This window comes from Pelagibacterium halotolerans, from assembly GCF_044811015.1.
Lineage (GTDB): Bacteria > Pseudomonadota > Alphaproteobacteria > Rhizobiales > Devosiaceae > Pelagibacterium > Pelagibacterium halotolerans_A.
Genome location: NZ_CP085243.1, coordinates 1,949,480 through 1,961,429, shown reverse-complemented (window position 1 = coordinate 1,961,429; position 11,950 = coordinate 1,949,480). Strand labels below are relative to the sequence as shown.

At 62.7% G+C, this 11,950-nt stretch carries 13 protein-coding genes; 10 read left to right on the top strand and 3 right to left on the bottom strand.

The window, feature by feature from the left end:
- The first annotated feature begins 149 nt into the window (after positions 1-149).
- The 10 genes from LG281_RS09600 (at position 150) to upp (ending at position 9,702) form a co-directional block, all read left to right on the top strand.
- On the top strand, positions 150-1,118 hold the full coding sequence (locus LG281_RS09600; protein ID WP_404400076.1) for an ABC transporter permease: 969 nt from the start codon (positions 150-152) through the stop codon (positions 1,116-1,118).
- 1 nt (position 1,119) lies between these two features.
- A complete protein-coding gene (locus LG281_RS09595) occupies positions 1,120-1,533 on the top strand; it encodes a cytidine deaminase (RefSeq protein WP_404400074.1) in 414 nt (137 codons plus the stop codon).
- A 68-nt stretch (positions 1,534-1,601) separates the two neighbouring features.
- Positions 1,602-2,399, top strand: a complete 798-nt coding sequence (locus LG281_RS09590) for a purine-nucleoside phosphorylase (protein ID WP_404400072.1) — start codon at positions 1,602-1,604, stop codon at positions 2,397-2,399.
- Complete coding sequence (gene deoC / locus LG281_RS09585; protein WP_404400070.1) at positions 2,396-3,385, top strand: deoxyribose-phosphate aldolase; 990 nt, start codon at positions 2,396-2,398, stop codon at positions 3,383-3,385. The genes LG281_RS09590 and deoC overlap by 4 nt, the downstream gene beginning before the upstream one ends.
- A gap of 94 nt (positions 3,386-3,479) precedes the next feature.
- Positions 3,480-5,852 (top strand): aldehyde dehydrogenase family protein, encoded by a 2,373-nt coding sequence (locus tag LG281_RS09580; RefSeq protein WP_404400068.1) that lies wholly within the window; start codon positions 3,480-3,482, stop codon positions 5,850-5,852.
- 42 nt (positions 5,853-5,894) lie between these two features.
- Positions 5,895-6,122 (top strand): DUF433 domain-containing protein, encoded by a 228-nt coding sequence (locus tag LG281_RS09575; RefSeq protein ID WP_404400066.1) that lies wholly within the window; start codon positions 5,895-5,897, stop codon positions 6,120-6,122.
- The gene (locus LG281_RS09570) at positions 6,122-6,493 is read left to right on the top strand and encodes a DUF5615 family PIN-like protein (RefSeq protein WP_404400064.1); all 372 of its coding nucleotides are present in this window, start codon (positions 6,122-6,124) and stop codon (positions 6,491-6,493) included. The genes LG281_RS09575 and LG281_RS09570 overlap by 1 nt, the downstream gene beginning before the upstream one ends.
- A 2-nt stretch (positions 6,494-6,495) precedes the next feature.
- Entirely contained in the window at positions 6,496-7,824 is a 1,329-nt protein-coding gene (gene deoA / locus LG281_RS09565) for a thymidine phosphorylase (RefSeq protein ID WP_404400062.1), read from the top strand.
- Complete coding sequence (locus LG281_RS09560; RefSeq protein ID WP_404400060.1) at positions 7,824-9,044, top strand: phosphopentomutase; 1,221 nt, start codon at positions 7,824-7,826, stop codon at positions 9,042-9,044. Before deoA ends, LG281_RS09560 begins: the two co-directional genes overlap by 1 nt.
- Before the next feature lie 28 nt (positions 9,045-9,072).
- On the top strand, positions 9,073-9,702 hold the full coding sequence (gene upp / locus LG281_RS09555; RefSeq protein WP_404400058.1) for a uracil phosphoribosyltransferase: 630 nt from the start codon (positions 9,073-9,075) through the stop codon (positions 9,700-9,702).
- A 3-nt stretch (positions 9,703-9,705) separates the two neighbouring features.
- On the opposite strand, the gene LG281_RS09550 is transcribed toward upp, so the two are convergent.
- The 3 genes from LG281_RS09550 to LG281_RS09540 all read right to left on the bottom strand — a co-directional run bounded on the left by LG281_RS09550 (position 9,706) and on the right by LG281_RS09540 (position 11,861).
- Positions 9,706-10,323, bottom strand: a complete 618-nt coding sequence (locus LG281_RS09550; RefSeq protein WP_404400056.1) for an HAD family hydrolase — start codon at positions 10,321-10,323, stop codon at positions 9,706-9,708.
- 117 nt (positions 10,324-10,440) lie between these two features.
- Positions 10,441-11,331 carry a TadE/TadG family type IV pilus assembly protein gene (locus LG281_RS09545; RefSeq protein ID WP_404400054.1) on the bottom strand — a complete coding sequence of 297 codons (891 nt, stop codon included), beginning with the start codon at positions 11,329-11,331 and terminating at the stop codon, positions 10,441-10,443.
- Positions 11,331-11,861: a TadE/TadG family type IV pilus assembly protein gene (locus tag LG281_RS09540; RefSeq protein ID WP_404400052.1), complete on the bottom strand. Its 531-nt coding sequence runs from the start codon at positions 11,859-11,861 to the stop codon at positions 11,331-11,333. The genes LG281_RS09545 and LG281_RS09540 overlap by 1 nt, the downstream gene beginning before the upstream one ends.
- Between the last annotated feature and the right edge of the window lie 89 nt (positions 11,862-11,950).

The following is an 11,950-nucleotide window of genomic DNA, read 5'->3' as shown; positions in this document are numbered from 1 at the left end:
GCGAAAATCGACCCGGAGGGCGGCCAGACGAAGCCCGTGGACGTCGTTCCGCCGCTTTGGCGGTGGAAAGCACCGCCTGCAGCGTCGCGCCTAGCCACGAACTCCGTCTGGCCGTCTCATGACGCGCCTAGTCATGATGGAGGGTCCTAATGGATATCGACCTTATTCTCTCGATGGCCAACGCAACGATGCGGCTCGCAACGCCGCTGCTTCTGGCCGCGCTCGCCGGGCTTTATTCGGAACGCTCGGGCATCTTCGATATCGGTCTCGAAGGCAAGATGCTGGCCTCGGCCTTTGCCGCCGCTTCGGTCGCCGCGGTGACCGGCAATGTGTGGCTGGGGCTTTTGGCGGGCGTGATCGTTTCGATCCTTACGACCATGCTACAGGGTTTCGCCTCGATCACGCTCAAAGGCAACCAGATGATCGCCGGCGTGGCGGTGACCATGCTCGCGATCGGTATGACGACCTTCCTCGGGCAGACCTGGTTCCGCCAGGGCGGGCGTACCCCGCAATTGACGGGCGACGCGCGCTTTACGCCCATCGAATTGCCGTTCGCCCGCGAACTGGCGGACGTGCCTGTCATCGGCGCGCTTTATTCGAATATCCTTTCGGGCCACTACATCCTCGTCTACGTCGCCTTCCTCGCGGTGCCGATCACGGCCTATGTGCTCTACCGCACGCGGTTCGGGCTGAGGCTCAGAGCCGTGGGCGAGAACCCCAAGGCGGTTGATACAGCGGGGATTTCCGTAACGCTGCAGCGTTATCAGGCGATCTTCATTACCGGCATTCTCGCCGGACTTTCGGGGGCCTATTTCTCGATCGCCCAGGGCGCGGGCTTTGGCAATGAGATGACAGCGGGCAAGGGCTATGTCGCGCTCGCGGCGCTCATCTTCTCGAAATGGCGCCCCGTGCCGGTGATGTTCACGTGCTTGCTCTTCGGTTTCCTCGATGCATTGCAGATCCGCATGCAGAACGTGGAACTGCCGCTCGTCGGGCAGGTGCCGGTGCAGGCCGTTCAGGCGCTGCCCTACATCCTGACCGTCGTGCTGCTGGCGGGCTTCATCGGCAAGGCCGTGGGGCCGAAGGCCGGTGGCGTGCCCTATGTGAAGGAGCGGTAATATGGCTGCGCGTGCGGCGATCGACGAACGCCTTTTCGAGGCGGCCGAGGCCGTGCGCGCGAGGGCCTATGCGCCCTATTCCAACTTCCAGGTGGGTGCTGCGATCCTCGCGGATGACGGCAATATCTACGCCGGATGCAATATCGAGAATGCGGCCTATCCCATCGGCAATTGCGCTGAGCCTTCGGCAATCGCCGCCATGCGCGCGGGCGGCGGCAGGAGGATCGAACGGGTTTATGTAACCGGGCCGGGAACGCTGCCTGTAACCCCCTGCGGTGGGTGCCGCCAGCGCATTCGGGAGTTTGCTGCGCCCGAAACGCCGATTGTCTGTCACGGCGTCGACGGCGAGCCGCTTTATACGACGCTGGGCGAACTGTTGCCGCACTCTTTCGGGCCCAATCATCTGGGCCGGTAGGCCAGGGCCTGTAAATAGGCCCTAGGGCGCTGGTGCCGGTTCGCCGCCTTTTTCAAGATAGGATTGATATGACAAAAGCAACAAAGACGATCCGCAAACTTGCCGGCAAGGAAACGATCGAGGCCGCGTTGGTGCTCGGTTCCGGGCTTTCGGATATCGGGGATCTGCTCGCCGACAAGGTGACGATCCCGTTCGAGGATTTGAAGGGTTTTCCTTCAGGCGGCGTTTCGGGCCACGGCAAGGATCTGATCATCGGCGTCCTCGGCGGCAAGCGCATCGCGGTTCTGACCGGACGTCAGCATTATTACGAGCACGGCAACGCCGCCGCCATGCGGCCCGCGCTCGAAACAATGGCGGAGCTGGGCGCCAAGACGCTGATGCTGACCAACTCGGCGGGTTCGCTCGACCCCGAGGTGAGGCCGGGCGATCTGATGCTTTTGTCCGATCACATCAACTATGCAGGGATGAACCCCCTGATCGGCGAAGCAACCGACGCGCGCTTCGTCAACATGGTCGATGCGTACGATCCGGCGCTGCGCGCCAAGACCCATGAAATCGGGCAGCGCATGGATATCGGGCTCAAGGACGGCGTTTACCTGTGGTATTCTGGCCCCAGTTTCGAAACGCCCGCCGAAATCCAGATGGCGATCCGGCTGGGCGCCAATGCCGTCGGCATGTCGACCGCGCCCGAGGTGATCCTGGGGCGGTTTTTAGGGCTGAAAGTCTGGGCCTGCTCGTCGATCACCAACATGGGCGCAGGGCTGCAGAAGGGGGAGGAAATCTCCCACACCCAGACCAAAGAGATGGCCAAACTGGGGGCGGACAAACTCAAGCGCCTCATTCCGGCGCTGGTGGAGGAGATATGAGTCTCAAGATCGTCGATAGCGCGCACCCCGAGGCGCACCACAAGCGCAATCCGGGCTTTCCGCTCGACCTTGACTGGGTCGGCCGCGTCCGCATGAACCGCTCGGCGCTCGAACGGCGGGCGGCCACCATCGGGACGCGGCGGACGGTGAAGAAGGAGTATCAGCTCGCCTGGCTCTTGAAGGCCGTCTCGCTGATGGATCTAACGACGCTCAATTCCGACGACACGCCGGGGCGTGTGGAGCGGCTGTGCGCCAAGGCACGCAACCCGATCCGGCCCGATATCCTCGAAGCGATGGGCGCGGAGAAAATGGGAATCACACCGGCGGCGGTGTGCGTCTATCACGCCTTCGTCGCGACGGCGGTGAAGGCGCTGGAGGGGACGAACATTCCGGTTGCCGCAGTGTCGACAGGCTTTCCGCACGGGCTGACGCCGCTCGAAACGCGGCTGGGGGAAATCCGGGCCTCGGTCGCCGACGGCGCGCGTGAAATCGACATCGTCATCGAGCGCGGCATGGTGCTGCGCGGGGATTGGCAGGGGCTTTACGATCAGGTCCGGGCCATGCGCGAGGCCTGCGGCGACGCGCATATCAAGACGATCCTCGGGACCGGGGAGTTGGCGACGCTGACCAACGTGGCGAAGGCTTCGCTCGTGTGTATGCTTGCGGGCGCTGATTTCATCAAGACCTCGACGGGCAAGGAAAAGACCAACGCGACGCTAGCGACTTCGCTGGCGATGATCAGGATGATCCGATGGTTCCATGAAGAGACCGGTATCGAGGTCGGCTACAAGCCCGCCGGCGGAATTTCCAAGGCCAAGGACGCGCTCACCTATATGGCGCTGATGAAGGAAGAACTCGGACGCAAATGGCTTGAGCCGCATTTGTTCCGGTTCGGGGCATCGTCATTGCTGACAGATATCGAGCGGCAGCTGGAGCATGGGGTGAGCGGGCATTACGCCGCCGATTACCGGATGGCAATGGCGTAAGGTTTGCCCCGCCTCCAGCCCCCTCCCCTGGGGGTAGGGGTGGGGGGATTCTAGAATGCCTCGCCGTACCGGCTTGAGGCAGGGAGAAGAGAGAATGGCTAACGTGGCGGAAATCTTCGAAACGCTCGACTACGGCCCGGCCCCCGAAAGCGCGGCACCGGCGACCGACTGGCTCGAGCGGCACAAGCGCAAGTTCGGGCATTTTATCGACGGCGCGTTCACAAAGCCGTCCAACACCTTCGCGTCGGCCAATCCCGCCAATGGCGCGGAGCTGGCGCAGATTTCGAACGCCGGCAAGGCCGAGATCGATAAGGCGGTGAAGGCCGCGCGCGCGGCATTTCCGGGTTGGTCACAGCTTTCGGGCTTCGAACGCGCGAAATATCTCTACGCCATCGCGCGGCAGATCCAGAAGGACAGCCGTCTGTTCGCTGTCCTCGAAACGCTCGACAACGGCAAGCCGATACGGGAAACGCGCGACCTCGACATTCCGCTCGTCGCGCGACACTTCTACCATCATGCGGGCTGGGCGCAGCACATCGACAAGGCGTTTCCCGATCACGTGCCCTATGGCGTCTGCGGGCAGATCATTCCGTGGAATTTCCCGCTCCTGATGCTCGCCTGGAAAATCGCGCCGGCGCTCGCGGCGGGTAATACCGTGGTTCTGAAACCCGCCGAGTTCACCTCGCTGACCGCACTGCTTTTTGCCGAAGTATGCGAGAAGATCGGGCTGCCCAAGGGGGTGGTCAATATCGTGACCGGCGCCGGGGAAACCGGCGAGGTGATCGTCAATCATCCTGATATCGACAAGATCGCTTTTACCGGCTCGACCGAGGTGGGCAAGATCATTCGCCGCGCGACGGCGGGCTCAGGCAAGGGGCTATCGCTGGAGCTGGGCGGGAAATCGCCCTTCATCGTCTTCGAGGACGCCGATCTCGACAGCGCGGTCGAGGGTCTGGTGGACGCGATCTGGTTCAACCAGGGCCAAGTCTGCTGCGCGGGATCGCGGCTTCTGGTGCAGGAGAGCATCGAGGAAAAATTCATCGCCAAGGTGAAGGCGCGGATGAAAACGCTCCGCGTGGGCGATCCGCTAGATAAGTCCGTCGATATCGGCGCGTTGGTTGCGCCCGTGCAGGTCGAGCGCGTGCTGGACCTTCTGAAGAAAGGCGCCAAGGAGGGGGGCGAATTTTATTCCCCCGATGGTCCGCTGCCGGAAACCGGCTGCTATGTCGCCCCGACGCTGGTGACCGGCATTTCGCCCGCTCACACGCTCATGAGCGAGGAGATTTTCGGGCCCGTCCTTGTCGCGATGAGCTTCCGGACGCCCGAGGAGGCGGTCGCGCTCGCCAACAATACGCGCTATGGGCTCGCTTCGAGCCTCTGGACGGAGAACGTCAACCTTGCGCTCGATATCGCGCCGCAGATCAAGGCGGGCGTCGTTTGGGTCAACTCGACCAACCAGTTCGACGCGGCAGTCGGTTTCGGCGGCTACCGCGAAAGCGGCTTTGGCCGTGAGGGCGGCAGGGAGGGCATGGCGGCTTATTTGAAGCCCGCCTGGGAAAAGGGCCTGAAGCCCGCGCCCGAGATCAAGCTGCCCGAGGAGATGACGGGGGCGGGGCTCTCGGCGCTGGACCGCACGGCGAAGCTCTATATCGGCGGCAAGCAGGCGCGTGGGGATTCCGGCTATGCCCGGACGATCCTTGCGCCGGATGGCAAAGCCATCGGAGAGGTGCCGGACGGCAACCGCAAGGATATCCGCAACGCGGTGGAAGCGGCGCGCAACGCGCTTGGTTGGGCAAAGGCGACGGCCCACAACCGTGCACAGATTCTCTACTATCTCGGCGAGAACCTCGACTACCGCAAGGCCGAGTTCGCCGACCGCATCCGGCAGATGACTGGCGCCAGTGCCAATGCGGCCAAGCGCGAGGTCGAGCTTTCAATCGAGCGGCTCTTCGCCTTTGCCGGCTGGGCCGACAAATATGACGGCGCGGTGCACAATCCACCGGCTCGGATGATGGCCGTGGCGATGGTCGAGCCCATCGGGGCCATGGGGATCATAGCGCCGGCGGAAGCGCCGCTTCTGGGTGGGGTGTCACTGTTGGCGCCGGCGGTGGCGATGGGCAATACCGTCGTGCTCGTCCCCTCCGAACCCCATCCGCTGGCGGTGACGGATCTCTATCAGGTCATCGAAACCTCGGACGTGCCTGGCGGGGTCATCAATATCGTCACGGGCGATGCGCCAGCACTTGCAAAAGTGCTTGCCGAGCATGACGGGATCGATGGCATGTGGGTTGCCGGGTCGGAGGCAACCTGCACGATGGTCGAGGCCGCCAGCGCGGGCAACGTCAAGCAGACCTGGACGACGCGCGGAAAGGCGTTCGACTGGACCGATGGCGACACGCTGGGCGGGGATTACCTGCTGGCACGGGCGACGCAGATCAAGAACGTCTGGGTGCCGTATGGGGCATAGCTGTGCTATCGTGCAAATACCCAAGACACAGGGACGCCTGAGATGAGCAAGTTTGATCGTATTACCCATGTTCCGGGACTGGTGGGCGCGCGCCCGACTATTCGCGGCATGCGTCTGACGGTCGGCATGATCCTCGATCATCTCGCCAACGGCTATAGCATTGAGCGCATTCTGGCCGAATTTCCGGACCTGGAGCGTGAAGACATCGAGCAAGCCGTGCATTATGCGCAACGGCGTATCGATGAACCGGACTTCGATCTGGCGAGTTGATGCGATTTCTCATCGATATGAACTGGTCTCGCGACTGGATTGCGATTCTGTCCGAGGCTGTTCATCAGGCAGAATACTGGCGCGATGTTGGGCCCGCGACGGCACTGGACAGCGAGATCATGTCGTTCGCTCGCACAAAGGGGGCTATCGTTCTGACGCGCGACTCCGATTTTGGCGAGATGCTGGCATTAAACGCAGACGCTGGGCCGAGCGTTGTGCAACTGAGGGATGGCGACACCATGCCTGAAGTCAGCGGCGAGCGTGTTGTGGAAGCCATTCCCCGGTTCTCTTCCGAAATCGAACGCGGTGCCCTCGTGACCATCTACCTCTCACGCGCGAAAGTCCGCCTCTTGCCAATAAAGCGAGCCTAGTCATGACTGCACTCCCCCAGGAAATCATCGCCAAGAAGCGCGATGGCCATGCGCTCGAAAAGGACGAGATCGCCGCGTTCATCGGCGGAATCACGTCGGGCGCCGTTTCCGACGCGCAGGCGGCGGCGTTCGCGATGGCCGTGTTTTTTCGCAATATGAGCGTGCCCGAGCGGGTAGCGCTGACCCTCGCCATGCGCGACAGCGGCAAAGTGCTCGACTGGTCGGATCTCGACGGGCCAGCCATCGACAAGCACTCGACGGGTGGGGTCGGCGACAACGTTTCATTGATGCTCGCGCCGATCCTCGCCGCGTGCGGGGTCTATGTGCCGATGATCTCCGGGCGCGGGCTGGGGCACACCGGCGGGACGCTCGACAAGTTCGACGCGATCCCCGGCTACAATACCAACCCCGACAGCGACACCTTCCGCAGGGTTGTGAAAGACGTCGGCTGCGCGATTATCGGGCAGACCGACGACCTTGCGCCCGCCGACCGGCGGCTCTACGCGATCCGCGATGTTACCGCGACGGTCGAGAACATCTCGCTGATCACGGCCTCGATCCTTTCGAAAAAGCTCGCTGCCGGGCTCGATGCGCTGATCCTCGATGTCAAGACCGGCTCGGGCGCCTTCATGCAGACGCTCGATGGGTCGACGGCACTGGCGCAAAGCCTTGTCGGGGTCGCCAACGGCGCGGGGATGAAGACCGGCGCGCTCATCACCGATATGAACGAGCCGCTCGCGAGCGCAGCGGGTAACTGGCTCGAAGTCAAGAACGCCATCGATTTTCTGACGGGTGCGCATCGCGATCCGCGCCTTCTGGAGGTGACGCTCAACCTGTGCGGGGCGGGGCTTGTGCTCGGCGGCATGGCGCTCGAACACGACGACGGCTATCTGCGCGCCAAGGTGGCGCTCGAATCCGGCAGGGCCGCGGAAATCTTCTTCAGGATGGTTGCCGCGCTGGGCGGGCCGGCCGATCTCGATGCGCATCATCGCACGCATGCACGCAAAGCCGCAATTGTCCGCGATGTCTTTGCAGATACCGAAGGCACAGTGAGCGCTGTCGATACCAAGGCGGTGGGCATGGCCGTCGTCGTTCTGGGCGGCGGGCGGCGCAACCCAACCGACAAGATCGACTATGCGGTGGGCTTCGACCGGTTGGCCGGGATCGGCCAGCGCGTCGGGCCCGATGCGCCGATTGCGCGCATCCACGCGCAGGACGACGCTGCGGCCGAAGAGGCCGAAAGCCGGCTCAAGGCCGCATACGCGACGGATGGGGACGTGCCCGGCAATCCTGTCATTTATAGCCAGATCGACCCACAAGGAGCCGCCTGATGCCGCGTGCCATTCTCTGCGTTCTCGACAGCTTCGGCATCGGGGGCGCCCCCGATGCCGCTAATTTTGGGGACGAAGGCTCCAATACGCTTTTGCATATCGCGGAGGCCTGCGCGGCTGGGCGTGGCGACGTGCCGGGCGTGCGGTCGGGGTTGCTGAGCCTGCCCAATATGGACGCCATGGGGCTCGGTGCTGCCGCGACTCTCTCCTCGGGCGGTACCACTCCGCCGGGGTTGACCGATACGCCGAAGGGCGGGCGCTGGGGCGTCGGGCGGGAGGTGTCCATTGGCAAGGACACGCCATCGGGCCATTGGGAGATCGCTGGCGTGCCGGTGCCGTTCGAGTGGGGATATTTCCCCGACACACAGCCGGCCTTTCCGAAGGAATTGACGGACACGATTATTGCCGAGGCGGGGCTGCCTGGCATTCTAGGCAATTGCCATGCTTCAGGGACCGCGATCATCGAAGAGTTCGGCGAGGAGAGCATTCGGACTGGTAAGCCGATCTGCTACACCTCGGTGGATTCGGTCTTCCAGATTGCCGCCCATGAGGAGCATTTCGGGCTCGAAAAGCTCTACGATCTCTGCAAGCTGGTTTTCAAATACACCGCGCCCATGAAGATCGGGCGCGTGATCGCACGGCCGTTCGTTGGCGAAACGGCAGAAACCTTCAAGCGCACCGGGAACCGGCGGGATTTCGCCATCGACCCGCCTGAACCCACGCTTCTCGACCGTGCCAAGGAAGCCGGGCGGCAGGTCTTTGCCATTGGCAAGATTTCGGACATCTATGCCGGGCGCGGGGTGACCCACAAGCTCAAGGGCGCATCGAACATGGATCATTTCGACCAGACGCTCGGCGCCATGGAGATGGCGCGCGACGGCGATCTGATCTTCACAAATTTCGTCGATTTCGACACCGAATACGGCCACCGGCGCGATCCGGGCGGTTATGCGGCAGCGCTCGAACAGTTCGATGCGCGGTTGCCTGAGTTGATAGCGAAAATGCGTGAGGGGGATCTTCTGGTCCTAACCGCCGATCATGGCAACGATCCGACTTGGCGGGGCACCGACCACACGCGCGAGCAGGTGCCAATTTTGTTGTTTTCCCCCGGCATGGAAGCCGGGAGCATTGGCTTGCGTCCGGTTCTGTCCGATATTGGCGAAACCGCCGCCCGTTGGCTGGGGTTGCCACCCGGCCCGCACGGCACGAGCGCGTTATAGCAAGAACAGGACACAAGCGAGCCGCCACATGAAGAACTTGACCGTCGTCGATCATCCTCTCGTCCAGCACAAACTGACGATCATGCGGTGCAAGGACACCTCGACGGCGAGCTTCCGGCGGCTCTTGCAGGAGATTGCCCACCTCCTGTGCTACGAGGTGACACGCGACCTCGAAACCGAGATGATCGATATCGAAACCCCGGTAGGCCCCACAAAGGCACCGACGCTCAAGGGCAAGAAGCTCGTCTTCGCGTCTATCCTGAGAGCGGGCGAGGGGCTTCTGACCGGGATGCTCGACCTCGTGCCATCCGCGCGGGTCGCCCATATCGGGCTTTATCGCGATCCTGAGACGCTCGAGGCTGTCGAATATTACTTCAAGGCCCCGTCCGACGCTGCCGACCGGCTGGTGATCGTCGTCGACCCGATGCTTGCGACCGCCAATTCAGCGATAGCAGCGGTGCAGAAGCTCAAGGACCGGGGCGCGAACGATATCCGTTTCCTGTGCCTGCTCGCGGCCCCCGAAGGTGTCGAACGGTTTACCAAGGCGCATCCGGACGTACCGATCTTCACTGCGAGCCTCGATGAAAAACTCAACGATCACGGCTATATCGTGCCGGGGCTTGGGGACGCCGGCGACCGGATGTACGGGACGCGGTAGGCATCAGCCTTTAAGGGGCAGGCCGTAACTGATCAGTTCCGCGCGCAGCGCCTGGGGCGAGGTGAAGTGGATCGCTTCCATGCCGAATTTGCGCGCAGCGATGATGTTGGCCTCGTTGTCGTCGATGAAGACGCAGGAATCCGGGGCAAGGCCGTAGCGCTCGCAGAAGAGCCGGTAGATGCGGATATCGGGCTTGACCATGCGTTCGAGGCCCGAAACCACGACCCCGTCGAACTTTTCAAGGAACGGCCAGTCGGGCAGCACCGAGACCCACTTCTCCCAGGAGAAATTGGTGATCGCGAAGGTGGGAATCTCCGCGGCGACGAGTTCGTCGTGGATGTCGATCGTGCCCTGGATAAGCCCGCCGATGGTTTCTTTCCACCTCAGGTCATAGGCTTGGATCTCGCGCCAGTAGCGGGGAAACCGTGTGATGAGCTTGGCCACACCTTCGGAGTAAACATCGCCCGCGTCGAACTCGAGATTCCAGTCGAGCGTGCAGATGTTCTGGTGGAACCATACCGCTTCTTCTTCGGTCTCGAAGAGCTTGCGGAAGAGATATAGCGGGTTCCAGTCGACGAAGACGCCGCCGAGGTCGAAGACGGGGATGAGCGGTTCGGACATCGGCAGCACTCCGGGAAATAAGGGGCAGGGGTTGCCGCCCTATTGGCAGACCGGCCCGGGCAATGCAAGGGCAGAGCGCGCTGCGCGGGAGGCGATGCAGGTATTCTTGAGAGTGTCCTAACCCCAGCCCCAGCCGCCCCAACTCCAGCCGGCCCATCCGCTCCACCAATCCCACCAGCCGCCGTTGCCTACGTTGCTGGTGTCGGCGCTGCCGGTGTCCGTGGTGCTGGTTTCTCCGCCGCTGCCTGTTTCTTCCGCGCCGCTTCCGGAATTGTCGCCACCATTGTTCGGGCCGCCACTGTTGGTAATGCCGCCGCCCTGGCCGTTTCCGGTGCCCCAACTGTTATTGTTATTCTCGCAATTGGCACCTTGATGAGCGTTGCCGCTGAACCCGGCACATACGCCGGTTACGACATCGTCAACAGGATCCAGGTCCGGCAATCCGTCCGCTTCGCAACCCTCGGTGTCCATGCGCGGAATGTGGATTGAGCGCTGATAGAGCGGAACGTCGGACTGGAAGACATAGCTGAACATGGGACTATAGGCATACCAGCCCTCCGCGATGACCGCGCATCGGCCGGATGCCAGATTGGCGATGTCCTCGGGCAGCGTGATCTGCGTACCGGTTTCCAGAGGCGTCATGCCGTTCACCGCCACGCTTTCGGTGACGTCGGCGTCACCGGAATCGTCCACGGCAACGATCGAAATGCGCATCGGTGTCGCATTGCCGTCATAGGGCCGCATCAAGGCCGCGCTGGCAGCGAAATAGCCTTCGATATCATCGCCGGTAATTTCATCGAGGTTGTCCTGCGCCACCAGATCGCCGAGCGTGCCGGCGAGATGCGTGAGCTTGCGGTCGGCCATAAGTCCCTGGGTGAGATCGACTGCTCCCAGATAAAGCAGCAGCATGATCGGTACGATCAGGGCAAACTCCACCGCCGCGATGCCGCTGCCGGTCCTGGCGAAGCGGGTGACGAGGGAGGGGAGAGCGTTGGTGCGCATGCTCATCAGAAGGGCTCGTTGCGGAAGACGCGGGTTGCCGACAAGAGGCGCTTGCCGTCGGGCGTGAGCCCGACCATCAGCCCGGGAATATTGAGGATGGTGGGCCATTTGTAATAGGCCTCGACCTTCATGACCGACCCGCCGTCGCCGGTATCGAAGACTTCCGCACCGTTCATCTCGCCGGATTCGGGGTCCATCGGATTGGATGCGGAATAGTCGGCGAAATCGTCGATCGGAGTCACCGTGAGGTGGATCGCATCGCAGTCGAACATGCCGTAAAGCCGGTCGCACACTTCGGTTCGGAACGTGTCGGCATCCATGGACACGGCTTCGCCAGTCCGCACGCGGCGTGAGGACTCATGGATGGCGGAATCGAGCGCCTGGCCGGCGAAATACACCACGGCGGTTTCCATCGTGGCGCCGATCAGCGCGAAGAAGATCGGCCCGAGAATGGCGAACTCAACGGCGGTCGCCCCGCTCCGGGCGGCGCCGAAACGGCGGAATAGGCGGTTCAGCGTGCGTGTCCAAGTCCGCATCCAAGTGTCCGTAACTGTGCCTACGCATCAATACTGGCGTACACTTACGGGCAAGACACCTAATTCGAGGTTATTGAATCGGACAGACT